The 22,534-nt window shown below is 46.0% G+C and carries 21 protein-coding genes and 3 tRNA genes; 15 read left to right on the top strand and 9 right to left on the bottom strand.

Annotated features, from left to right (window positions below; genetic code table 11):
• Positions 1 to 355: 355 nt before the first annotated feature.
• The 7 genes from MICH65_RS04290 to MICH65_RS04260 all read right to left on the bottom strand — a co-directional run bounded on the left by MICH65_RS04290 (position 356) and on the right by MICH65_RS04260 (position 8,437).
• On the bottom strand, positions 356 to 1,645 hold the full coding sequence (locus MICH65_RS04290; RefSeq protein WP_161932169.1) for an ATP-binding protein: 1,290 nt from the start codon (positions 1,643 to 1,645) through the stop codon (positions 356 to 358).
• A gap of 147 nt (positions 1,646 to 1,792) precedes the next feature.
• Positions 1,793 to 3,370, bottom strand: coding sequence for a hypothetical protein (locus MICH65_RS04350; protein ID WP_161932168.1), 1,578 nt, complete (start codon positions 3,368 to 3,370; stop codon positions 1,793 to 1,795).
• Positions 3,371 to 3,427: 57 nt separating this feature from the next.
• Entirely contained in the window at positions 3,428 to 4,411 is a 984-nt protein-coding gene (locus MICH65_RS04280) for a hypothetical protein (RefSeq protein WP_161932167.1), read from the bottom strand.
• A gap of 6 nt (positions 4,412 to 4,417) precedes the next feature.
• Entirely contained in the window at positions 4,418 to 5,872 is a 1,455-nt protein-coding gene (locus tag MICH65_RS04275) for a hypothetical protein (RefSeq protein WP_161932166.1), read from the bottom strand.
• Positions 5,873 to 5,942: 70 nt separating this feature from the next.
• A complete protein-coding gene (locus tag MICH65_RS04270) occupies positions 5,943 to 6,908 on the bottom strand; it encodes a hypothetical protein (protein WP_161932165.1) in 966 nt (321 codons plus the stop codon).
• Positions 6,909 to 6,927: 19 nt separating this feature from the next.
• Positions 6,928 to 7,692, bottom strand: coding sequence for a hypothetical protein (locus MICH65_RS04265; RefSeq protein ID WP_161932164.1), 765 nt, complete (start codon positions 7,690 to 7,692; stop codon positions 6,928 to 6,930).
• 31 nt (positions 7,693 to 7,723) lie between these two features.
• Entirely contained in the window at positions 7,724 to 8,437 is a 714-nt protein-coding gene (locus MICH65_RS04260) for a hypothetical protein (RefSeq protein WP_161932163.1), read from the bottom strand.
• Positions 8,438 to 8,624: 187 nt separating this feature from the next.
• Between MICH65_RS04260 and leuS the strand changes: the two genes are divergently transcribed.
• The 13 genes from leuS to MICH65_RS04195 all read left to right on the top strand — a co-directional run bounded on the left by leuS (position 8,625) and on the right by MICH65_RS04195 (position 17,480).
• Positions 8,625 to 11,066 (top strand): leucine--tRNA ligase, encoded by a 2,442-nt coding sequence (gene leuS / locus MICH65_RS04255; protein ID WP_236870852.1) that lies wholly within the window; start codon positions 8,625 to 8,627, stop codon positions 11,064 to 11,066.
• A 47-nt stretch (positions 11,067 to 11,113) separates the two neighbouring features.
• A complete protein-coding gene (locus MICH65_RS04250; RefSeq protein ID WP_236870876.1) occupies positions 11,114 to 11,695 on the top strand; it encodes a ComEA family DNA-binding protein in 582 nt (193 codons plus the stop codon).
• A gap of 88 nt (positions 11,696 to 11,783) precedes the next feature.
• Positions 11,784 to 12,077 carry a hypothetical protein gene (locus MICH65_RS04245; protein ID WP_161932161.1) on the top strand — a complete coding sequence of 98 codons (294 nt, stop codon included), beginning with the start codon at positions 11,784 to 11,786 and terminating at the stop codon, positions 12,075 to 12,077.
• A 66-nt stretch (positions 12,078 to 12,143) separates the two neighbouring features.
• Positions 12,144 to 13,220: a ComEC/Rec2 family competence protein gene (locus MICH65_RS04240; RefSeq protein ID WP_161932160.1), complete on the top strand. Its 1,077-nt coding sequence runs from the start codon at positions 12,144 to 12,146 to the stop codon at positions 13,218 to 13,220.
• Positions 13,221 to 13,244: 24 nt separating this feature from the next.
• A complete protein-coding gene (locus MICH65_RS04235) occupies positions 13,245 to 13,580 on the top strand; it encodes a DUF5674 family protein (protein WP_161932159.1) in 336 nt (111 codons plus the stop codon).
• Positions 13,571 to 13,807, top strand: coding sequence for a hypothetical protein (locus MICH65_RS04230; RefSeq protein WP_161932158.1), 237 nt, complete (start codon positions 13,571 to 13,573; stop codon positions 13,805 to 13,807). The genes MICH65_RS04235 and MICH65_RS04230 overlap by 10 nt, the downstream gene beginning before the upstream one ends.
• Positions 13,808 to 13,817: 10 nt before the next feature.
• Positions 13,818 to 14,720, top strand: coding sequence for a ComEC/Rec2 family competence protein (locus tag MICH65_RS04225; protein WP_161932157.1), 903 nt, complete (start codon positions 13,818 to 13,820; stop codon positions 14,718 to 14,720).
• 10 nt (positions 14,721 to 14,730) lie between these two features.
• Positions 14,731 to 14,804, top strand: a tRNA-Ile gene (locus MICH65_RS04220).
• Between the two features lie 36 nt (positions 14,805 to 14,840).
• Complete coding sequence (locus tag MICH65_RS04215) at positions 14,841 to 16,124, top strand: M16 family metallopeptidase (RefSeq protein WP_161932156.1); 1,284 nt, start codon at positions 14,841 to 14,843, stop codon at positions 16,122 to 16,124.
• Between the two features lie 45 nt (positions 16,125 to 16,169).
• On the top strand, positions 16,170 to 16,649 hold the full coding sequence (gene ndk / locus MICH65_RS04210) for a nucleoside-diphosphate kinase (RefSeq protein ID WP_161932155.1): 480 nt from the start codon (positions 16,170 to 16,172) through the stop codon (positions 16,647 to 16,649).
• 46 nt (positions 16,650 to 16,695) lie between these two features.
• A tRNA-Arg gene (locus tag MICH65_RS04205) sits at positions 16,696 to 16,769 on the top strand.
• A 12-nt stretch (positions 16,770 to 16,781) separates the two neighbouring features.
• Positions 16,782 to 16,852 (top strand) — tRNA-Pro (locus MICH65_RS04200).
• Between the two features lie 52 nt (positions 16,853 to 16,904).
• Complete coding sequence (locus tag MICH65_RS04195; RefSeq protein ID WP_161932154.1) at positions 16,905 to 17,480, top strand: hypothetical protein; 576 nt, start codon at positions 16,905 to 16,907, stop codon at positions 17,478 to 17,480.
• Between the two features lie 14 nt (positions 17,481 to 17,494).
• On the opposite strand, the gene MICH65_RS04190 is transcribed toward MICH65_RS04195, so the two are convergent.
• The gene (locus MICH65_RS04190) at positions 17,495 to 18,913 is read right to left on the bottom strand and encodes a PEGA domain-containing protein (protein ID WP_161932153.1); all 1,419 of its coding nucleotides are present in this window, start codon (positions 18,911 to 18,913) and stop codon (positions 17,495 to 17,497) included.
• 95 nt (positions 18,914 to 19,008) lie between these two features.
• Here MICH65_RS04190 and MICH65_RS04185 point away from each other — a divergent pair, with 95 nt between their 5' ends.
• The gene (locus MICH65_RS04185; protein ID WP_161932152.1) at positions 19,009 to 20,019 is read left to right on the top strand and encodes a rod shape-determining protein; all 1,011 of its coding nucleotides are present in this window, start codon (positions 19,009 to 19,011) and stop codon (positions 20,017 to 20,019) included.
• A gap of 1,436 nt (positions 20,020 to 21,455) precedes the next feature.
• Positions 21,456 to 22,277: a WecB/TagA/CpsF family glycosyltransferase gene (locus MICH65_RS04180; RefSeq protein WP_161932151.1), complete on the top strand. Its 822-nt coding sequence runs from the start codon at positions 21,456 to 21,458 to the stop codon at positions 22,275 to 22,277.
• A gap of 33 nt (positions 22,278 to 22,310) precedes the next feature.
• Here MICH65_RS04180 and MICH65_RS04175 read toward each other — a convergent pair whose 3' ends face one another.
• Positions 22,311 to 22,529: a helix-turn-helix domain-containing protein gene (locus tag MICH65_RS04175; RefSeq protein WP_161932150.1), complete on the bottom strand. Its 219-nt coding sequence runs from the start codon at positions 22,527 to 22,529 to the stop codon at positions 22,311 to 22,313.
• Between the last annotated feature and the right edge of the window lie 5 nt (positions 22,530 to 22,534).

The following is a 22,534-nucleotide window of genomic DNA, read 5'->3' as shown; positions in this document are numbered from 1 at the left end:
GATTGAGGACTATGTTTACTAGAGGATATTGGGTCTGAGTGATGGTTGGTAAGAGCAACTTTGACGTTGGGCTAGCCTAGCCTCAAGGCGTGCCTGAATGCCTCTAGAAAGCGCTTTGGAGCTTGTCAAGGTGATGTTAGGAGTATTTATAAAGGTGTTTCGTGATATTGATTGTGACAGGAAAGGAGAGACGGCGCTATACCCGTAGGGGTATGATTGGATTTGGATATTTTAAGATTTATGGTTTGGGTGTTTGAGAAATGGTGAGTCTTGAGATATTGATGTTGATGAGGGAGTAGTTCTTGAAGCCTACTTTAAATATGTGGGCAAGCAATTAGGGAAGGGAGAGTGCGGCTTAGGTTTTAAGTAGCCATTCGTACAAGGGGACTGTTTGAATTTTTATCTTTCCTTGTTCAAACTCGTTTTTTTCACTTTCAGTAACAACTATGAAATGGCTGGCTTTTTGCTGCTCGTTGGCCGCTTTTACCAAGGCTCTTACCTCCCTGTCTCGTGTTTCTGCTGTATCAAAGTGTTGTGCGACCTGAATCAATGACCCTTCTTTGGGAAGATAGAAATCAACTTCATAATCTTGGGTGGTTTTATAGTAGTACACATCTGAGTGTTTTCTGCGTAGTTGCAAGAAAACGGCGTTTTCCATTAACTTGCCTTTATTCTCTGAAAAAGAGAAGCCGACAGATTGTGTTAAACCTGTATCGATGCTGTAGATCTTTTTGGCAGCAATTTGTTGTTTTTTAATGGAGTAGGTGTATTTGTTAACCATAAAAAAGAGCCAGCTGTTTTCCAGATAGTCGATATAGTTGATGACTGTGTTGACGCTGCCAAGTTTCAGGAGGTCTTTGAGCTTGTTGAATGACACCAGGTTGGCTGTGTTGCTGAGCAGATAAAAGGATAGTTCTTTTAAGCCCCTGACGTTGTCGAGTTTGTAGCGAGTGGCAATATCACGATAGAGGATGTCATCATACAATGTTTTGTGAACTTCAAGTTCTGGGTATTTAAGGGCATCTGGAATGCCGCCGTAGCTGAGATATTCATTGGCGAGTTTGCGTAAGTTGCCACGTTGTTTGGTTGTTAGGACGTTAAGGTTTGGTGTCTTAATATTTTTGAAATTTAAATATTCTTGAAATGAAAACGGGAAAAGCTCTACTCGTATTGAGCGTCCGGTTAACCTTGTTCCTAGTTCCTGACTGAGTAATGAGGCATTAGATCCGGTGACAATGAACTTATATCCTTGATCATGCAGCCTCCGTACAAATCGCTCCCACCCCGGTACGTTTTGGATTTCGTCAAACAGAAACGCCTTTTTCTCACCAAACAAGCTAATCAGTGTTTCGTGCAGAAGATCAAAGTCACTAACTTGAAAGTTAAGTAGCCGTTCATCTTCAAAGTTGACAAAGTAGTAGTTGTCCTTGAGATACCTATTGGCTATCTGAGCTAGTAGCGTTGATTTTCCCACCCTACGTAGTCCGGTAATGACTAGAACTGGGGGAGCGTTAATAGCGGTTTTAAGTTCTTCCAGAACCTCTCTTGGTACTCCCAGGTTACGAGTTTCAAAAGACTCGTATTGCTCTTTTAGGGTTGAGGTTAAGAGATTTGGGGCGATTTTTGTCTTGATTTGATTGTTCATATTTTACTTATGGCATACGATACTATAAAAAGTTTTCACTGTCAATGAAAACTTTTCTTAGATTGTTTTCATTTTCAGTGAACAATAAGGCTGGTTTGCTCATGGTAAACAGATGGTGATTGGGACAAAAGATGTTTGGTGTGTCGGCTAGTTATTCTTTAATGTCTTTGGTGATGATGGTAATGGTTTGGCATTGGGGTTTGGTTTTAGGAAGTGAGGGAGCAGATACTGGTTGGTAAAGAGAAGCAGGCTTATGAGTAGATAGATGACAAAGTAGAGATATGAGGAAACCATAACGGCGTAAGCTGAGGTGATGATGGCGATGAGGATGGCAATTAGCCTTGAGTGGAAGAGAAAGCGGCGCAGTTTGTCTGAGAAAGGAGGATCATCTAATTTTTCAAGGTAAAGATATTGAGGAAGCTGATCAGGCTTGTTGAGCCAGGTAAGGAGATTAAGCCCGGGACGAGTGAAGCGAACAAAAATGATTTCGGGTAGATTGCTGGGAAGTGAGTAAGCGCCAAAGGGGTTGGCGAAGATGTATTTTAAGACTTTGTTTAAGTGATCGGGATGGTAGATTTCTAGGGTAGCGTAGGGGTTGGTAAAGTGTTTTTGGCCTCGTGTAATAGGGATTAGAAGGCGAGTGATAAAGCGGAGGGATTGGGAGAACTTGATTCTGGCTCCGAGGATGCTAAGACTTAAATGAAGCAGTAGGCCAAAGACTATAAGTGAGTGAAGGAGACGGGAGTAATCGGGTATGGCAACTGGTGGGAGGGATGGGGTCGGAGTGGGAGTGGGAGGTAGAGGTGGAAGCGGGGTTGGTTCTGGAGTAATGGGGGTTATGGGAAGAGGTGGAGTTGGAGTAGGAGTGATGATGCCTGGGATGGGAGGTAGAGGAATGATGGGTTTTTTAGGAGTATAGGTGATGGTGAAGACGGGAAAGTAGGTGATGTTACCAGCTAGGTCAGTGGCTATAAGGTAGACGAAGTAGATGTAGTGAGGCTCAAGATCAGTAAAGCGATGGGCAAAGTTGCCATCATCTTCAGAGACAGTAATGGATTGTTCTCTACAGCCGGCAGGAGCGTTAAGGGGGCAGATGAGGGCGTATTTAAAGCTAACGGGAGCTTCAACTTGGCCTAAAATGAGCGGATCTGGGGTGGTGACAATCAGGTGGCGATCCTCGTAGGGAGGGATGCTGTTGGGATCATGAGTAGCCCAGTACATCTGGTTTTGATCGACTTGGCGGAGAATGATGGGGGGTAGGGTTGAGTCAATGAGAAAGTGCCAGAGGTCGGAGTAGGCAGTGGTGCCGCCAGTGCTAGTGGCTGAGACTTGCCAGGTATGAGAGCCTTCGGCCATGGGATTTTTAAGGGTGAGATAGAGGCGGCCATTAAGATGGTAGATGAAGTAGTCTGGCGTGTTGATGGTGGGAATGGAGGTGAGGATTTTGGGGATGATGGGCTGACCATCAAGGTAGAAGGTGTGATACGAGATACCTTGGACTGAAACGGCCTGGAGCCACTCGAAAGGTTCGGTGGGGTTGTTGGTGAGGCTGTAGTTTGAGGGAGCAATTAAGATGGGGGCATCGACCTTAAACTCGGGAACTGTGGCTTGGATCTGGGCTGAGTGGGAGGCGGGGTTTTCTAGAGCCAAGGCTGGTTGAGGAGAGAAAAGGAGAGAGAAAAGGGGTAAGACAAGAATGGTAAGGCAGCGTGGCAGACTGGGCATTAAGACTAGTATATATAAGCGAGGAGGGGAATGCCTTAGCTTCTTTTAGGTAGCTTACTACTTCTTGGGTTGGTCTTTGTGCTTGTTCTCAAGCTCCTGGCGCAGTTGTTCAACTTCTTGCTCAAGCTCTTGCTCGTGGAATTGGCGGCGGCGACGGAGAAGAAGAGTGAGGAGAAGGATGGCGATGATCAAGACTAGGATTGAGATGACGATGCGAATAGGGAAGAACCAGAAGTAGATGGTGGCATTCAAGAGTTGACCAGTTGAGCCATAAGCTAGTTCAAGGTTGGCGGAGTAGCGACCATAGCCCCATTTCTGATTCCAGGTGGTGATGTTTTGACGATCAGCTTCGGGAAAGACGTTGCCCATATCAACCTCCAGGTTGGCAACAGCGCGGCCAAAGATATCCTTGATGGTGATTTGACCTTGGGGGAGGATGTGGATGTCGGAGAGGTTGGTGATGATGGTAAGGAAGTCTAGGGGACCGTATTCATGGAATTTGTCAGTAGAGAACTTCTTAACTAAGGCGTCCTGCGTAATGTCGCCTGGTACGGTGACGTAGAGAAGGGTACCGGTGCGGTGACCAATGAGGGAACCGGTGTCTTTAAGTTCACCTGCTTTGGGTTCACCAGGTTGGTAGGTAATCATGGCGTAGTGACCACCAGGGAGAGCATTTTGGGGAGCAGTGATGGTTAAGTTAAGCACCTGAGTTTGTTTGGGGTCAACGGGAATGACTTTGGGGGCAGTAATCCAGCTGGCGAGTGACCAACGACCGGAGGTGGCTTGGCTGACAGGGATGGGAGTGCCGATCTGGTCGGTAACGATGAAGTCTTCGACAAAAACGGTGTAGTACTGAACAGCATCGGTTTCATTCCTGACCTTGATTTCCTGGGTAATGGTTTCGCCTGGATTGATTTCAAGCTCGAGTCGGGGAGGGATGGCGGTAGTGGAGGAGGTGGTTTGGGCAAAAGCGGGGGTAATAGAGGAGAGGGCTAGGGCTAGAGTAACAAGAGTAGTGGATAGGGGCAGGTGACGATTCATGTTGGATTAGAACGAGGCGGTGGCTCGATAAATGATGACGTTTTCGTAATCGCCGGCAGCTTGGGTAGCACCAACGGAAAGGCGATAACAGACGTAGGCATTTTGCGAGTCGGCGACGGCACTGGAGGAGAAGAGGGTTTGAGGAGTCTCGGTGTCGGCTAGATTGGCAAAAGGTCGGGCCTTAAAGGTACCAGCACCGGTGTTGTATTCAAAGGATATAGAGGCAGCGTCGACGTTTTGGAGTGAGTAGCCAAAGCCATTGTTGGTGGCGGTAGTCCACTCCTGTTCTGCGGAGATGGTACAGGGGCCTGAGTTACAGGTAGTGTCGGCAATGAAGGGAGTGGTGGCGCCATCTTTACCGAGTTCATCGTCTTCGGCAGCGGTGACTACGTAGCCGTAGTTGGCATTGGTGGAAACGGTTAAGTTTTGGACAGCATCAGCGAAGGTGTTTAAGCTTAAGGAACCGAAGGGGACGGAGTAGGCGGTAGAGTCAACAGAAGCAGCAGTTCTGGTGACGCCGCAGTAGGTGCCAGTATCAGCAGTAACACCAGCGATGGTGAAGGTGATGGTTGGATCGACAGTAGCAGTAACACGGACGGCCTCAATCAAGGCAATTTTACCGTTGGTTTGGTCGATGAGGTTGTTGCTGCCGTCGTAGTGTCTTAACTGGAAAGTGTAGGAGTCAGCGGTACCAACGTTGTGGCTACTATTGGGTGAGGGAAGGATGGGGGTGGTGGTGCCTCCAGTAGAACCGATGGTGATGGTGATACCGGTTCCAACAGCACCAGAACCAGAGTAGTGCACCTCAAAACAATGGTATGAGCCAGTGGAGTAGAGGGAGTTACAGGAAGCCTCACTGGAAGGAGTGGCGACGCCGGTAACGAAGGTATAGCCGGTGACATTGTTGGCGGTAACGGTGATATCAGGATCGGTGGGGTAGTCGGTGTCGTTGAAGTCAAAACCGGAGTCATCGGGTGAGCCGTTGTTAGAGGTGGAGGTAGTGGTGTTGGCAGGAATGAGGACAGTGAAATAGCCGTTGGCGATGGCTGAGGCGGTGTTAAAGGTGATGACGTGTTGGGCTTTGCTCTTGTAGTAGATGGGGTCGGTGTCGTCGGCGTCTCCGGCAGCCAGGACTGGGGTAACTGTGAACTCGTCGTCGTCAATGATGTCTACTATGGTATATGTTCCAGAACCAATAGTGACGGAGTCGCCGGCGTGAAGGTTGACGGTAGAGATGGAGTAGAACTCGTCGGTGCCGGTGGTGTAGAGCCAGACGTGGGAAGAGCCGGCGGCGGTGGGTGATTTAACCCGTCCGGCAAAGGAAAGGCGGGAGGTTTGGAGAGTGTCTTTGACTTGGGTGAGGTTGGCAGACTCGGTGACAGAGGGCTTGAGAAAGAAACCGATATTGATTAAGGCGAGGATGAAAAGAAGGAGGGTGGCTTTGTAATTGATTTTAGGCAACGACACGAAATTTTAGACCAGTTAATAATCTAGTTTGATTATGGTGATAGTTAGATATGCTTGTCAAGGGTTAATCTGAGTTAGTTTTAGGGACTCTTGATTGTTTGAAGACAGTGAGGAGAATAAGGCTGAAAATGAGAAGGCTAAGAGTGATCTTGAAGGGAAAGAAGAAGAGTTCTAGGTCAGCAGTATAGCTGTCGGTGGGGGTGTGGAGGACTAAGTGGGCGTTGTAGCGGCCGAGGTAGTTGAGTTTGGGATTAAGGCTTAATGAGCCTGAGGGTGAGGCGGTCAGCTCGCGTTGTGAGTTGGAGAGGATGTAGGTGGGGTAGAGGGGTTGGGCAGAGTGGATGGTAGCTTGTTGAGTGAGTAGGAGTTGGCCGTCAGTGGTAGTAAGAAAGGGGCTAGTGTTGGTAACGATAACCTTGAGGTTGAGGGGATTGAGATTGTCGTAGAAATGGATGGATCCTAGTTTGAAGATGGGGGGTTTTTCTAGTTCGAAGGTGGAGATTTTAAGATATGTTGGTAGCAGCTCTGTCTGGGTGATAGTTATGAGTAAGTTGGTACCGATTGAGGCGGAGAGTTGATGACCAGATGGATTGGTGGTTAAGGGATCACTGCTGACTAGCAGGTTGGCATAGATGTCTTGGGGTGGGAAGTTTTCCGGTACTTTTAGGCTTAGGACTAGTTGTTGGCTTTTGTTGGCGGGGATAATGAAGGGTTGATTAAGCGAGATCTCGGAGTTGGCGAGCATGAAGAGGTCAAGCCATGGGGGAGCGAGTTCTGGATGGAGATCAGGAAGGCCTTGATTGTCTTTGGCGGTAAAGGGTACAAGGCGCGGAGTGAGAGTGATGGGTGAGAGGCTGTGATTGGTAACATTAATGGCTTGGGTGATGGTTTTGCCTGGTTTGATCATGATGCGAACCAGAGGCGGGTCGATAGATAGACCGTAGGTTTGCTGAGCGTGAATGGGGGAAGGAGAGAAGAGAGAGATTAGAAGTAAAAGAAGAAGAATGGTGAGGTGTTTGAGTGATGACATATATAGTATGGGTGTGGGATTAAAAGCTGGGGGTGGCGATGTACTGAATGATATTGGTGTATTGACCTGATTCTTGGGTGGCGTCGACTAAGACCTTGTAGGTGACGGTAGCGGTAGAGGTGTCGTTGGCAGAACCGGTACGGCTCATGACGGTAACAGGTGAGTGACCAAAAGAGGCACTGGGGAAGGGACGAAAGTAAGTGGAGTTGACAAAGTCAGTGGTATTGACATCGTCTCCGGCCATATTGTAGCCAAAGCCGTAGCTGGTGGTGGAGGTCCAGATATTGGCATCGTTTAAGCTACAAGGAGTGGCCGGGTCACAGCTGGTGTCAGGGATCTGGGCGGCAGCAGTGTTTTGGAGAGGGTGATCGGCAATAGCGGAGACACCATAACCAAAGGCAGAGCCAACCCGGACGCTTAGGTTGTGGGATGCAGTGGAGGCGGCGTTGGGAATAAGGTAGCCTAGATCAATATCAAGATCTGAGATGGTAAAAGTAAAGGGGACTAAAGTATGGATGTACTGGAAACCGGCTTTAATAGTATAGCCGGTTGAGTCGAATTGTCCTTGAACGGTTTGACCAACTGTATCAGTAAGTGTGTAACCACCACTTTCTTTGCGTCCGCCGGTAACATTAATGGTACTCATTCTGATTTCATATCCGGGAGAGCGAAGATTGTCGGCAAGAGAGAGAGTGGGTGAGAGAAGAAGAGTGAGAAAGGAAGAGAGAAGAAGGAGGCGGATTGGGATACGGTGTGTCAGGTGGATAAGTTTGGTGATGGACATATGACAACCGATTAGGGTTTTAAAAAAGTTTTTAATCTAGATCTCTGGAGGCATTGTTGGCAACTTCTTGTTTGAGTTCATTAGTAGATTGATATAGTTTGATGAGTTTGGAATAGGTTTCTTGGAGACGTCTTTGGAGGTGATGGGGCAGGCGGTTGCTGGAGATGGCGTGGCTGATGTTGGTTAGGGCGTCAAACAAGTCAGGCTTGGCGGAGGTGGAGAGAAAAAGAAGGGTGTTGGTTTGCTCGTGAGCCAGAGTGGTCTCAAGGATCTTGATTTTGCCTTGGGCCTTTTGAACCTGGAGGTATTTTTGGCCGAAGAGAAGAGCGAGGGGAGTGGTGAGAAGAAGGAAGATAAGATTAAGCAGGGAGGTGGTGTCGAAGGAGGATAGGTTGAGGGCAAAGACCAGACTTAAGCTTAAGCTAGTAATGGCAATCTGGAGTGGAGAGAAGAGCAGACTTAAGGCAAAGAGTAAGAAAATGAGAAGGAAGAAGAGAGGCGAGGTGATACCGCCTGTTGAGAAGATGAGAAGAAGAGTGATGGTGATGAGGATGATGGTTGACTCAATGTCGATGAGTCTGTGCCTGCGTGAGGCAAAGAGTTTTGAGGCGAAGTATAGAAGAACTAGTAGGCCGGTTAGCTGGAGATTGTAGGAAGAAAGAGTGGGGTTTTGGGTCCAGATGAAGCTAAAAATGACGGCTAGGATGAGGAATAAGGACTGGAGTATGAATGACAGGCTGGGCATAAATAGAGCATAGCAGATTAAAGAAGAGTTGGTGATCTAAATTTGGTGAGATGTGTTTTTGATCTACTTTGTTGTTAAGCTGTCAGATAGGGTGTTTAAGTGAAAGCAATATTGTGCTTGGTATATTTAGCATTGTGTATAGATGAGTGATAGGAATGGTAGATAGGTGGAGTGGTACAATTTGAGCATGGGGAGAAAAAAGATCTATAACCCAAAACAGATTGAGGCAAGATGGAGTAAGAGATGGGATGAGACAGGTCTATATGAGGTGGATATTAAAGAGGCAAAAAAGCCTTTTTATAACCTAATGATGTTTCCTTACCCTTCGGCCGAGGGGCTGCATGTGGGGAATATGTATGCCTTTACCGGGGCTGATATATATGGCAGGTATCAGAGAATGATGGGTTTTGATGTATTTGAACCGATTGGTTTGGATGGATTTGGAATACATAGTGAAAACTATGCGATTAAGATAGGTAAGCATCCGGCAGAGCAGGCTAAGGTGAGTGAGGTTAACTTTTACAGGCAGTTGAAGATGATTGGTAATGGTTTTGCCTGGAAGCATAGACTAGAGACCTATGATCCGGAATACTATCGACTGACTCAGTGGCTATTTATACAGATGTTTAGACATGGTTTGGCCTACAAAAAGGAGTCGTGGGTTAACTGGTGTCCTTCATGTAAGACGGTAGTATCAGATGAGCAGGTTGAAGGAGGAGTGTGTGAACGGTGTAAGACTGAGGTGGTTAGGAAAGAGGTGAGCTCGTGGCATTTTAAGATTACGGAGTATGCTGAAAAACTGTTAGCTAATATTGAAAAAATTGATTGGCCGGAGAAGATAAAGACGGCACAGAGGCAGTGGATTGGAAAGAAAGAAGGGGTAAGAGTAGCCTTTGAGGTTAAGGGGGGTAAACCAGTTGAGAAGTTGGAGGTGTTTACAACCAGGCTAGATACGATTGGTGGAGTCAGTTTCTTGGTAGTTGGTCCTGAGAAGGTGAAAGAATGGATGGAGGCTGGTTGGCAAGTAAGTGATGAGGTGGGTGAGTATGTAGAAAAGGCGCTTAACATGACTGAGCAAGCACGAAAACTGGTTAAGGAGAAAACTGGAGTAGAGATGAATTTGGTGGTAGTAAATCCAGTAACAGGTGAGGATATAAAAGTGTTTGTGGCTGATTATGTGGTAGGGGAGGTGGGGACAGGAGTAGTGATGGGAGTACCGGCTCATGATGAGAGGGACTGGGATTTTGCTAAGAAATATGGTCTTGAGATTAAACAGGTTGTGAAAGGAAAGCAGGAGAGTGAGGATGGGGCAATGGTGGATGATGGAGTGCTAGTTAACTCAGGCAAGTATGATGGTTTGAGTTCACAGCAGGCTAGAGAGGAGATATTAAAGGACTTGGAAGAAAAAGGGGCGGCTATAAAACAGATTAACTATCACTTGAGGGACTGGGTGATTAGCAGGCAGCGATACTGGGGACCACCAATTCCGATGGTGAAGTGTGATAAATGTGGCTGGCAGCCGGTTGATGAGAGTGAGCTGCCGGTGGTGTTGCCTGATCTTGATGATTATCAGCCTAAAGGGGATGGAACTGCTCCTTTGGCTAATGCTTCGAGTGAGTGGCTGGTGACTAAGTGTCCTTTGTGTGGTGGTAAGGCAACCAGGGAGGTAGATGTATCCGACACCTTTTTGGATAGTTCTTGGTACTTTTTGGCGTATCCACAGATGGTTGAGGGTGAGTGGAAAGGGGGAGAGTTTAATCAGGGACAACCATTTGATAGGGAAGTAATGAAAAAATGGCTTCCGGTAAATGCGTATATTGGTGGAGCTGAGCATGCGGTGCTTCATTTACTTTACGCTCGTTTTGTAACTCAGGTACTCAATGATTGGGGTTTGGTTGATTTTGAGGAGCCGTTTCCCTTTTTGTTCAGTCACGGGTTGATCATTAAGGATGGAGCGAAGATGAGTAAGAGCCGGGGTAATGTGGTTAATCCAGATGAGTATATTGAGCGTTATGGGGCGGATGCGCTGCGGGCTTACCTGATGTTCTTAGGTCCTTACAATCAGGGAGGAGATTTTCGAGATAGTGGTATGGCGGGAATGTATCGGTGGCTGGAGAGAGTGTTCTGGTTGTTTGAGGATGAGCAGAAACTGGGTGGTAAGACCAGCTTGAAGCTAAATAAAAAGTTGAATCAGGTAATTAAGAAGGTGGGTGAGGACTTGGGTAAGTTTTCTTACAACACGGCTATTGCTGCGTTAATGGAGCTTATCAATGTCTGGAAGGAGGAGGGGGAGGTTATGAGCGTTGAGGATGGACGAAGGATGGTGCAGATAATGGCACCGATAGTGCCTTACGTGACTGAGGAGTGGTGGGAGAAGCTGGGGGGTGAAGGGTCGGTTCATGCAAGTGGGTGGCCTGAGTATGAGGAGATAGTGGAGGAGAGAGTAATGATGGTGGTTCAGGTGAATGGCAAAGTAAGGGCAACAGTGGAGATGGATAGAGATGAGGCTGAGGAGCAAGATAGAGTGGTGGAGCTGGTTATGGGTGATGAGCGGGTTGGTAAATGGATTGAAGATAAGCCGAAGAGGATAGTTTTTGTGCCGGGTAAGCTGCTCAACTTGGTGGTGTAAGCTTGTAAATACTGAGAGGAGATTGCTAGATTAAAGATGTGGAGGAGATGCTTGAGTGGGCACTAAAGTGGATGAGAGCTAATTGGGTGTTGGCTGGTTGGTTGGTCTTGGGATTGGGCTTGAGTTTGGGTGGTGCGTGGTGGATGTGGAGGGATTTAAATACAACTCAGGTGGAGATAATAGAGGCTGATGATGGGTTGGGAACCGAGATCTGGGTAGATGTTCAGGGTGGAGTGGTGAGGCCGGGAGTATATAGTCTGAGAGAGGGAGATAGGGTTAAGGATGCTTTGATTGCGGCTGGAGGGCTTGGTGGTCAGGCAGACAGGGAGGCAGTGGCTAAATATATTAACTTGGCTGAGAAAATTAAGGATGGAACGAAGCTATATATTCCTGTACTTGGAGAGAGTGAACAAGAAAATCGGGAGGATGGTCAGGTGCAGGGATTAAGTGATAGACGGGTGAATATTAATACGGCTACAAAAAGTGAACTAGATCAACTGTGGGGAGTGGGAGAGGCTAGGGCAGAGATGATTATTGAGGGAAGACCATACCAAACTATTGATGAGGTAAAAAAAGTGCTGCCTAGTAATGTATATGAGCAGATTAAGGATATGATAACGGTTTATTAGGCATGGTATATTGTCCTATAGTTTGACATTGAGTTAGGATTTTGATACCATACTTCAAGTACATCCTAGTAATGAAACGGAGGCCGCTATGAAAGGCGCGCTGATAACGATTTCGACTACCGACCTTATCGGTAGAGACGTCAGACCGTGGTTGACGGAGATGCAGATTAAGTTTTCGGTTCGTGGTGGATTGATCTCCATCATGGAATTTCCGCCTACCATTGAGATCAAGGGTTTGGATTATTGGCCAACGTTGTACTCAACGAGACACTGGCTTCAAGGAAATCCAAACTTTGGTCACGACGTCATCGCTGATATCGATCCGGATACCGGTAAGATTGATATTCGTGATCGATGGTGGATTGAGGAGGATGATGTTTGAGATGGTTGATTGGTGATAGAGTGTGATGCAAGAGTGTCACACTCTTTTTTTTGGTTAGATTAAGGTGTGATCAAGAGAGTTTTAGTTTTGTTGACGGTATTGATGTTGCGGATGTTTGTGGGCGGAGTGATGAGTGAGTGTAAGGATGAAGTAAGAGTTAGGGGAAAGGTGGATGAGGTTGTTTGGAAGGACAGTGTCCAGGTAGTTGGGATAGATGAGTTTCGTTTTGAGGCTGAGAGTGGGTATAAAGAGGGATATAAACGAGGTGATGATGTGGTAGTGGTGGGTAGATGTAAGCGTGGATGGAAGGATTTTTGGTTGGGCAGAGTTTGGCTTGATAAGGCGAAGGTAGAGGAAAGAATAGAGGTGGAGGATAGAAAGGGCTTACGAGATAGACTGGTTGAGATTTATGAGAGGCAGTTACCGGATCCTGAGGCTGGATTGGTGGCTGGAGTGGTGTTGGGTCACAAGTCGAGTATGGAGCAGAGTTTTTATGATTCGTTGATTGAGACAGGGACGGTTCATGTGGTGGTGGCTTCGGGATATAACGTGGTGGTGGTAGGTACGGTGGTGCTTAACTTGCTAGTGTATTTGATGAGACGACAACAAGCGACGTTGTTAGCGTTAATAGCTATGGTTGGTTATGGCTGGCTGGCAGGAGGTGAGGCTCCAGTGGTGAGAGCTGTAATAATGGGTAGTTTGGTGTTTTTAGCTAGGGCAACAGGTAGGCAAACTGAGTCTGGTTGGTTGCTGGTAGTGGCTGGGTGGTTGATGCTGATGGTTAATCCTCAGTTGATTGAGTCAGTTAGTTTCCAGTTGTCACTGGCAGCCACGGCTGGTTTGATTTGGGTTGAGCCTAAGATTCGGGAGGGGATGGAGAGAGTAAAGTCTTCTTGGATGAGAGTGGTGATGGAGACGGAGTTGTCACCTACCCTGGCGGCACAGATAACGACTGCACCGATAATCTGGTGGAACTTTGGCCGGTTGAGCTTGATCTCGCCAGTGGTTAATATGCTGGTTTTGCCGTTGGTGCCGATGATGATGGGTTTGGGTGCTGGACAATTGGTGTTGGGCAGGCTTGTAGCTCCCTTTACCTATGCTGTGGCACATTTGTTTGTGGTGATTGTGAGGTGGTTTGGCTAAGGTTTGGGATATAATGAGGGTAGTATGGTGGTATTGATTGATAAAGAGATAAGCGAGAAGCAATTGGAGCAATCAAAAGAGGAGTATGATGAGTATATTAAGATAGTGGTAGATGTTAAAAAAGAGGTGTTAACGCTTGGCGGGGAGTGGCATGCTGATGGAGAAAAGGCGCTGCTTGATAATGGAAGTATGCAAGGTGATTTGTGGGGAGGCGGGGTGAACTTGGAGACTAAAGAAATCGATTTTAATTCGTTGATTAATATTCGATCCGGTGTGAATGAGAGTATGGAGGTTGTTGATGCTAAAGTACGTTCAAGGATGAGTGAGATTATAAAAAAGAAACTTGAGAGATGGTTGTAGAGGATGTAATGAGATTTAAGGTTGATTTGCGGAGGGTGGCTTATTGGTTACTGCAGGGTGGTTATGTGTCGGCTGAAAAAGCATTGAGTCGGGCAAAGGAGAAGTATGATCTTGACGGTTTGCGTCCTGGTGGGAGGGAGATGGAGTGGTGGTGGAAGGAGATGGCCGGTGCGGACCACAAGAAGGCGGCAGAGAGAGCTATGACCTTGAGCGTAGTCTTAAGGTAGGATTGAGGTGATGAGTTGGCTTAAGCTGGTTTCGCCCATATTTTTAGTGGTGATTTGGGTTTTGGTGCAGTGGCCAGATGGTAATTTGAGGCTGGTGTTTTGTGATGTGGGACAAGGTGATGCCCAGTTGGTTATTAAAGGCTCGTATCAAGTGCTGGTGGATACTGGTCCAAGCGATGACAAGATTGGGATGTGTTTGAGTGATAATCTACCGTTTTGGGACAGAAGGATTGAGTTGGTAGTGATTACTCACCCACAAAAGGATCATATGGGTGGTTTGGATGAGGTACTGGGTCGATATAAGGTAGATAGATTAGTGGCAAATGGAGTGAAAGGTGAGAGTGTAGAGGAATGGGAAGAGGTAGTGCATCTGATTGAGGCTAGAGCGGTTGAGGTGCATGTGCCTGAGGCAGGAGATAGGTTTGAGTTTGAGGGAGTGGAGATGGAGGTGCTATGGCCTGAGGATGAGCGAGGGGATGAGATGGTCTGGAGAGGTGGAGTGGAGGATAGTGTGGTGCTTGGACAAGCAAGTGATGTGAATGAGATATCTATTGTTATGAGATTAAGGTTTGATAGGTTTACGGCTATGTTGACCGGTGATATTGGCGAAAAAGAGGAGTTAGCACTGGTGGGGAAGGGAGTGATAGGACAAGTGGAGGTACTAAAAGTGGCTCATCACGGCTCAAAGTACTCATCAAGTGAGGTGTTTGTAAGTATGGTTAAACCGAAGCTAGCAGTGATACAGGTAGGAGAAAAGAACACTCATGGTCATCCAAGCAGTGTCATTACGGAACGGTTTGATACAGTTGGATCAAGAGTAATAAGAACCGATAGGGATGGAGAAACGGTTGTGGCGAGTGATGGTAAAAGTTGGTGGATTGAGCGGGGTGGTCAGGTTTTTGGTTTTTGGTAGAATTAGGGGCAGGCCGGTAGCTCAGTTGGTTAGAGCGCGAAGCTTATACCTTCGTGGTCGGTGGTTCGAGTCCACCCCGGCCTACATTTGCGTTTTCGTTATTCTTTTAATTAAGGTGTTATGGTATTTGAGCAAGAAAGTGTGAGATTAAAGTCTGGATTGAGCTTGGTTAAGGTGCCGATGCAGACTGGTTCGGTGACGATAATGGCGTTGATTAAGGCTGGATCGAAGGATGAGTTTGGGGGTAAGTGGGGAGCGGCTCACTTTTTAGAACACTTCGTTTTTAAAGGAACTAGAAAGTTTCCGAAGGTAAATGATGTTACCAAGGTGATTGATGGAATTGGGGGTAAACAAAATGCATTTACCTGGACTGATTTCACTGGTTACTGGGTAAAGGTGGCTAGCAGTCAGTTTGAGAAAGGGTTGGAAGTAGTCTCTCAACTAGTAAGTGAGCCATTGTTACCTGGAGAGGAGTTAGAGAAGGAAAAGGGAACGATCGTGGAGGAGATTAAGATGATTGAGGATGATTATCCAAAAAAAACATGGAGAGTGTTTCAGGGTTTGCTGTTTCCTGACTCGGCGATTGGTAGGCCTGTAATAGGGTATGAGGAGACGGTAAAGGCTATGAAAAGAGATGACCTGAAAGCTTTTTTGAACCGGTGGTATATTCCTGAAAACATGGTGGTTGTGGTAGCTGGTGGATTGTCTCAAGTAGAAAACCTAGACAAACAAGTTGAGGACAGTTTTGCTGCTATTGGAGAGAAAAGGAGTGTTGAGGTAAGGGAGGATGGTCCGCAAGTTTTCACACAGGATAGTCCTAGAGTAGAGGTGGTAAACAAGCAAACTGAGCAGGCACATATAATGATGGGGTTGCGATCTTTTGGTTTTGAGGACGAGCGGGTTTATGGTTTGTGGGTAGCCAATCAGATATTGGGTGGAAATATGAGTTCCAGATTGTGGAATGAGGTGAGAGAGAAGCGAGGGCTGGCCTACTATGTTGGAAGCGGGTTTTTTGCTCATGAGCGGACAGGAGCTTTTTATGCTAGGGCAGGAGTGAAGCTTAGTAAAGCTCAAGAGGCAGTCAAGGTAATCAGAGAAGAGATGTTGAAGATGGCTGATAAGAAGGTAAGCGATGAGGAGCTAATCATGGGTAAGGAGGGGGTGAGAGGTAACTTCTTGTTGGATTTAGAGGATAGTCAGGAGGTAGCTTCGTTTATGGCTGAGGACTGGGCAATGAGAAAGGGTAAGACAAGGAGAGTGAATGAGGTGCTTAAGGCTATTGAGAAAGTAAGTGCTGGGGATATAAGGCGGATTATGGCTGAGGTGGTGGTGGCTAACCAGTTTAACTTAAGTGTCGTGGGTCCGTTTGAGAGTAAGGACAAATTTGTGAAGGTAATGGATTAATTCTTTTGGCTTGAGAAAGAGGGTGAGAGGTTATAGAATAAGTTTATGGAAAGAACATTAGTGTTGGTGAAACCGGATGGAATTCAGAGAGGTTTGGTGGGTGAGATTATGACTAGGTTTGAGCGTAAGGGCTTGAAGTTGTTGGCGTTAAAGATGACCCAGTTGTCGGATGAGTTGCTGGATAAATGGTATGAGCATCATAAGGATAAGGATTTTTTCGTGGAGTTAAAGAACTTTATGAAATGGACCCCGGTGGTAGCCATGGTCTGGGAAGGTCAGAGAGGTGTTGAGGTGGTGAGAAGAATTGTGGGTGTAACTAAAGGTTTTGAGGCTGAGTCAGGTTCAATTAGAGGTGACTTTGGCTTAAGCGGTTCTCAAAATATTGTTCATGCTTCTGATTCGGTAGAGGCGGCAACCAAGGAAATTGGATTACTATTTGAGGATGACGAGATCTTTTATACCTATGAGAGTGCGATTGAGTGTTTGATTTACGGTAATCAAGAGAGAGCAAAAAAAGAGGATTAGGCAAAGAAGAGCGATTTCAGGCAGATGTTGGTAAAATATGGGGGATGCTCCAGTAGCTCAGTTGGATAGAGCAGCGCACTCCTAACGCGCAGGTCACAGGTTCGAATCCTGTCTGGGGCACATGAGGGGTTTCGGGGTGGAGTCTGACGGCAGGACACGCGCTTCGGGTGCGCGTAGACTGGGTTCAATTCCCAGCACCCCGACAATATCTTCATCGTATATAGTAGGAAGACTACAAATTACTTTTATGGTGATATGACTGAGGTAAGGGAGAGGGTTGGGTTGACTGATGGAATTATTGAAGCAAATGAAGGGCGTTTTGGTTTGGATGTGCGAGTAGATGGTGATGCTGATGAGGCTGAGATTGAGGTTGGTGATACCGGGGTGGTGCTGAATATTTATTTGGACGGATCATGGGTGTTAACATTTGAGCCTCCAAGTGGTTTTTCGGCAAGGACGAAGGAGGATATGGTGATTAATCCGTTGTTGTTTGTGGCGGGAATGGAGGCTTTGGTTGGTTGGTTTAATGGTATTGATTTGGAGGAGTGGAAGAATCCAGAGGGTTTGATTAGAAACGATACAAACCCGAGAATGCATAGGTTTAGGCAGCAGTTGTTTGGGGAGCTGGGAGATGTGACTGGAGTAAGGGGGATCTATGAGGAGAAGGGGGAGACAGATAATGGCAATTTTGATTATGAACTGCGATTGTCGGCTTTAGCAGCAGCTTTACATAGGTTGGATAGATTACCTGAGGAGCAAAAAGAAGGAGTTAGGTTTTATAGACTTAGAGAGAGGGGAAGAGGGTTATTTAGACCAGTGGCTGAGGAGTAGTTGCTTTTAAGAGGCTATTTTAAATCCAGGGTGTAGAGGTTAAGAGGTTGGTCGTCTTGGTTGAGATTGGTAAGAATTAGGAGTTTGTCACCATTGGGTGAGGGGAAGACGAAGTTGGGGTCAAATGGTCCTGAGTAAACGGTGGTGGGATTAAGAGCATCGTATTCAAAGATGGTGATTTTGTTGTCTTTGGTAGTGATTAGGTGCCGAGAGGTGGGGTACCACTGAGGATTGTGGGTATAGAGAGCGGAGTATTGGGATTTGATAGCCAGAATGGTCTCAAGGGGGGTGCGGTCTTTCTGGAGCTGGTTGTAGTTAAGGTATTGGTTGTTGGACGAGGTGGTGGCTGAGGTGTCAAACTCAAGCAGGGGAGTTAAGGAGAGAAGGGTTTTGGCAGGATACAGGTCTGAGGTTGAGGCAGAGTCGGAGATTAGGTAGTTGGTGTCTTCCTTAAGATCGTAGATATATTGGTGATCGACTTTAAGTTCTCTGGTCTGAGGGGTAGAGTTGATTGAGGCTAGAGGTGAGATAAGCTGATCAGGGATGGTGGTATCAACGGTAGAGGTGTAGAGAACCTTTTCGCCGTTGGGGGAGAAGTAGACGTCCTTGGCTGATTGGGTTAAAAGGTTAACCATGAACTCGGGTAGGTTTTTGAGGAGAGCCTGCTGGTTTCTTAAGATCTCTTGTTCCCAGTCGGAAAAGATAACGGGTAGTCGGATGGTGGCGTCGGGGGCGGTATAGAGGTTGGTAAGGGTGCCTGAGTCAACTAGATAGGTGCTGCTTAACTGAGTGGGAGTGTCGGTGTCTTCATCCTCTTGGGGGGTGGTGAAGGCGATAAGGAGGTTCTTGGAGTCGGGTGACCAGGTAATAATGGCTTGTTTAAGGTCGTGTCTGTCGGTGTTGGCAGCAATAAGAGTGGGGGTGCGGTTAAGGTTGAGGATAGAGTTGTCAATGTCGATGACGTATAAACCGTTTTTGGTGGGATCGTCAGAGTTGCTAGTAACATAGGCAATCTTTTTTCCATCGGGTGAGGGAGTGGGGTTGTAGGCACCTGAGTAGGTAAGAGCGGAGAGAGAAGGGGCGGCTGGGAAGAGACGAGCATCGGTGCTGGTGACTAATTCAGCTTTAATAATGGCCTTTTTGTTCCAGGGAAGGAAGCCTTCCTTAAAGATTCTGACGGAGTATTCGCCTGGGGGGAGGTTGAGAGTGTCTTCAGTGGCGGTGACTAACTTGTCATCAATATATACCTGGGCGGATTTGGGATATGAGGTGGCAGAAAGAAGGCCGGTGCCTTGAAAGCGGGTGAGCCCTTGTTTGGGGTTAATGCGATAGCCTCGGGCGAAGTAGGAGATGATTATCGTGCCGATTATTAAGAATATAAAAACGGCAAGGGTGATAAAGCGACGATGATTTTTTAGTTTGGCTGACGGCATGGTTGATATTAGAAAATGATTAACCACTATTATACCAAGGGAGAGATTATTTGGGTGTTTGGTGGATCAAGGCAAGAGTGTGATAGACTTTTGCCATGATTTCGTTGTCAAAAAAGGTAGGTATAGACTTGGGAACGGCTAATAGTTTGGTGTATGTCGCGGGCGAGGGAGTGGTGATGAGCGAGCCGACGGTGGTGGCGGTGGGATTGGATGACGATAAGGTGGTAGCGGTGGGAGATGAAGCAAAGGAGATGTTGGGTCGGACCCCAGGGAATATTATGGCTAGTCGGCCAATGAGAGATGGGGTAATTGCTGATTATCGGGTGACTGAGGCAATGCTTAGATACTTTTTGCAAAAGGTGAGTGGTAGAGGAGGACTGTTTAAACCAGAGGTGTTAGTGTCGGTTCCGGCTGGAGTGACTCAGGTTGAGAGAAGGGCAGTGTATAACGCAACGGTTTCTGCAGGAGCGAGAACAGTTTATATGATAGATGAGCCATTGGCTGCGGCCATCGGGGCAGGTGTGCCAATTGGCGAGCCCTCAGGCAATATGGTGATGAGTATGGGGGGAGGGAGTTCTGAAGCGGCGGTGATATCTCTAGGTGGAGTGGTAGTTAGTAGAGGGGTAAGGGTGGCTGGAAATAGGATAGATGAAGCAATTGCATCGTATATTAGAAGGAAACATAATTTGGTGGTAGGGGAACAGACGGCTGAGGCAATAAAGCTTAAGATAGGGTCGGCCATATCCTTAAAGAAGGATGAGGTGATGGAGGTAAAGGGAAGAGACTCGGTAGCGGGTTTGCCCAGGAATGTTGAGATTACATCTAGAGAGGTGACAGAGGCGATCGCTCAACCTTTGGGTAAGGTAATAGAGATGATTAAGCGAGTCTTGGAAGAGGTGCCACCTGAGTTGTCTAGTGACATTATTGATAAGGGGATTGTGATGACTGGAGGGACAGCACAGTTAAGAAATCTAGACCGTCTGATTACAGAGCAGACAAATGTACCAGCATATGTAGCTGAAGAACCAATGTTATGTGTGGTTAAAGGGACTGGAGTAGTGTTGGAGAACTTGGATTTGTACAAGAGATCATTGAGTACGAGATAGTCTTGTAGTGTCTTGATATTTCAGAGTGTTGATCGAGATGTATATTATTCATGTTAATTTGAATATCTCATGATATATCAGTTAATAAGTGCTATGTTGTCAGTCATATATATGATTTGCTAATCTTATATTGATTTGTGAATGTATTTATATTTATTTGATGTATCATACAAAGTTCGTATCTATTTTTATTGTTTGTAAAAAGATGTGCAGAAATCCGTTGGAGATGTTTGTTATCTTCTAGTAAGTAATATGTTGATACTTGAATATGTGGTTGTTTGATATGATTTTGGTCGGATTGTAATTTATTATGAATGTTGTGGTGAGTGGGGAGTGGAGTGTTAAAACTGGGGGTGTGATTATTAAAAAAGGCTATATTTAGATACCGGGTAGGGGGTGGGGGGTATTAAATTTTTGGATATTTGCAAAGTGGTGTTTGGTGGTGATCTTTTCTGTTTGCTAATTTTGGAGACGGCGTTAAGTTGGGGATAGATTGGTGGTGATTGATAGATATGATGAAAGTGATTACTGATGGATACTAGCTTTTAATTTTGGAATATATTGAAGGTGTTTGATTGGTAATGCTTAAAAATTGGAGTCGATTAAAGTCTATTATCGCTAAAGACTTATAGCGTTTATGATGGTTTTGTTCTTTTAGAGTTCTATTGATTGGCGATGATGTTAGTTGAGGTGTTAGTTGTTGTAGTTAGTGGTAGAGGATAAGGGATGTTGTGATTGTCTGCATATGTATTAAGGTTGTAAATAGTATTATTGTGGATAAATGATGAGTGGGGCTTGTGTAGTGAAATTTATTTCTTATTTGAATGCAGTAGAGGAGTTGGTTCTCTGATGTTGGTGCAACTGAGAGTTGTTATTGCATTGTTTGATTCGTAGAGAAGCAAATGAATAGATGGTGGGGATCATTGATTGTGATGGTGATTGCTTAGGTTTGAGTTGAGGCTGTTTTGTGTTTATGTTGGAGGATTTTAGTGATATTGGAAAATTGAGAGAGAGTTTTTGAGCAAAATTAGATATATTAGAGGTTTTGTCTATAATGAAAGTCTGGTCGGTTTCTTGCGTGTTAGTTTTTGTAAGAGGGGAGTATTTATAGTTATATTTATGCACCCATGTCTAATTAAGGTTGTAAATGAGTGTTTTAATGAATCTAGCCTTAATTTTGAGAGGGTCATTTTTACTCAAAATTCATGATTTTGGAGTGTATGTTGAGATGTGTTTAAAGCTTATAGTGTTTAGATGATATATCGGTTTTGACCAATTTATTATCGGATGGTACTATGTGTCTTATAGTAGCGAACTAACCGGTGTTTTTGGATGGTTAGTTGATGCTTGATAGGGGTAAGGGTAGTTTGAGATAATAAGATATCCTTAAAAAAGATAAAAATTGATGGTATTTAGCAGGCTAAAGTCGATATCTAATGAGTAAAAAAGAGCGATCCATAGTTATATTGTTAGGAGTAAGAGTAGATAGCACTCCTGAGTCTAGTTTGCTAAAGCGGGTTGAGGGTTGGATAGAGGATTATAAGGTGGGTGATGATGGAAAAAGGTTGATATTTACGCCTAATCCTGAGATGTTGGTGGATGCAAGCGTTGATAAGGGTTTCTTAAAGGTTTTGAACAGTTCGGATATAAATATTGCCGATGGAGTCGGTTTGCAATGGGCTAGTAGGTTGTTGAGCTTGTTTGGTACTATCAAAAATAATCAAACTATATCAAATAGGGTGACGGGTGTAGATTTTAGCAGGAAATTGGTTGGTTTGGCTGCCAAGAATGGTTGGAGAGTATATTTGCTTGGCGGAGGTCCTAATGTGGCTAGCCGAGCAGCAAGGCGGTTAAGAGCTGAGCATGGGCAGGCTGCCGTTAAGGGATTTGAGATAAAGGCTGATGAGGGACCAGGTTTAAATCAAGATGGCCAGTCATGGTTGAGGGCAAGTGAGGAGACGGTGAAGAAGGTATCAGCTTATGGTCCCGAGATTTTGCTGGTGGCCTTTGGTCATAAGAAGCAGGAGCGTTGGCTGGTGGAGAATAGGGACAAAATGCAATTTGGGGTAGCAATGGGAGTGGGTGGAACACTTGATTACTTGTCAGGAAGGGTTAAAAGGGCTCCTGGGTGGTTAAGAGGAGTTGGTCTTGAGTGGTTGTTTAGATTGATGGTAGAACCGAGAAGGTGGAGGAGGATAGTTAAGGCGGTATTGATTTTTCCTTGGATGGTGATAAAGGAGTCGGTGGGAGGAAGATAGGTGAGTATTGACTAGAAGGGGGGGGTGAGTTGCTTACTTGTTCTGTTGGGAGTCGGGATTGATGCCTAGCATATAGAGGATTGACTCTTTGCGATAGCGACGGTCTCCTCTGGAGTTGATGCGGATGGCTGGGAGTTTTCCACGTTTACCCCAGCGTTTGATGGTAAGGGGGGAGACTCTTAAAAGTTCGGCTACTTCCGAGACAGTGAGAAGATCGGGTAGGTTTTTTAGATCGAGGTCGCGTTTAGTCATGTTTT

This window comes from Candidatus Chazhemtobacterium aquaticus, from assembly GCF_009936135.1.
Lineage (GTDB): Bacteria > Patescibacteriota > Microgenomatia > UBA1400 > Chazhemtobacteraceae > Chazhemtobacterium > Chazhemtobacterium aquaticus.
This window is presented reverse-complemented; position numbering and strand designations above follow the sequence as displayed.

Excerpts from the sequence above, each read along its gene's own strand:
- MICH65_RS04290 (WP_161932169.1), bottom strand. The coding sequence starts at position 1,645 with ATGAACAATCAAATCAAGACAAAAATCGCCCCAAATCTCTTAACCTCA.
- MICH65_RS04350 (WP_161932168.1), bottom strand. The coding sequence starts at position 3,370 with ATGCCCAGTCTGCCACGCTGCCTTACCATTCTTGTCTTACCCCTTTTC.
- MICH65_RS04280 (WP_161932167.1), bottom strand. The coding sequence starts at position 4,411 with ATGAATCGTCACCTGCCCCTATCCACTACTCTTGTTACTCTAGCCCTA.
- MICH65_RS04270 (WP_161932165.1), bottom strand. The coding sequence starts at position 6,908 with ATGTCATCACTCAAACACCTCACCATTCTTCTTCTTTTACTTCTAATC.
- MICH65_RS04265 (WP_161932164.1), bottom strand. The coding sequence starts at position 7,692 with ATGTCCATCACCAAACTTATCCACCTGACACACCGTATCCCAATCCGC.
- MICH65_RS04260 (WP_161932163.1), bottom strand. The coding sequence starts at position 8,437 with ATGCCCAGCCTGTCATTCATACTCCAGTCCTTATTCCTCATCCTAGCC.
- leuS (WP_236870852.1), top strand. The coding sequence starts at position 8,625 with ATGGGGAGAAAAAAGATCTATAACCCAAAACAGATTGAGGCAAGATGG.
- MICH65_RS04250 (WP_236870876.1), top strand. The coding sequence starts at position 11,114 with ATGCTTGAGTGGGCACTAAAGTGGATGAGAGCTAATTGGGTGTTGGCT.
- MICH65_RS04245 (WP_161932161.1), top strand. The coding sequence starts at position 11,784 with ATGAAAGGCGCGCTGATAACGATTTCGACTACCGACCTTATCGGTAGA.
- MICH65_RS04235 (WP_161932159.1), top strand. The coding sequence starts at position 13,245 with ATGGTGGTATTGATTGATAAAGAGATAAGCGAGAAGCAATTGGAGCAA.
- MICH65_RS04230 (WP_161932158.1), top strand. The coding sequence starts at position 13,571 with ATGGTTGTAGAGGATGTAATGAGATTTAAGGTTGATTTGCGGAGGGTG.
- MICH65_RS04225 (WP_161932157.1), top strand. The coding sequence starts at position 13,818 with ATGAGTTGGCTTAAGCTGGTTTCGCCCATATTTTTAGTGGTGATTTGG.
- MICH65_RS04215 (WP_161932156.1), top strand. The coding sequence starts at position 14,841 with ATGGTATTTGAGCAAGAAAGTGTGAGATTAAAGTCTGGATTGAGCTTG.
- ndk (WP_161932155.1), top strand. The coding sequence starts at position 16,170 with ATGGAAAGAACATTAGTGTTGGTGAAACCGGATGGAATTCAGAGAGGT.
- MICH65_RS04195 (WP_161932154.1), top strand. The coding sequence starts at position 16,905 with ATGACTGAGGTAAGGGAGAGGGTTGGGTTGACTGATGGAATTATTGAA.
- MICH65_RS04190 (WP_161932153.1), bottom strand. The coding sequence starts at position 18,913 with ATGCCGTCAGCCAAACTAAAAAATCATCGTCGCTTTATCACCCTTGCC.
- MICH65_RS04185 (WP_161932152.1), top strand. The coding sequence starts at position 19,009 with ATGATTTCGTTGTCAAAAAAGGTAGGTATAGACTTGGGAACGGCTAAT.
- MICH65_RS04180 (WP_161932151.1), top strand. The coding sequence starts at position 21,456 with ATGAGTAAAAAAGAGCGATCCATAGTTATATTGTTAGGAGTAAGAGTA.
- MICH65_RS04175 (WP_161932150.1), bottom strand. The coding sequence starts at position 22,529 with ATGACTAAACGCGACCTCGATCTAAAAAACCTACCCGATCTTCTCACT.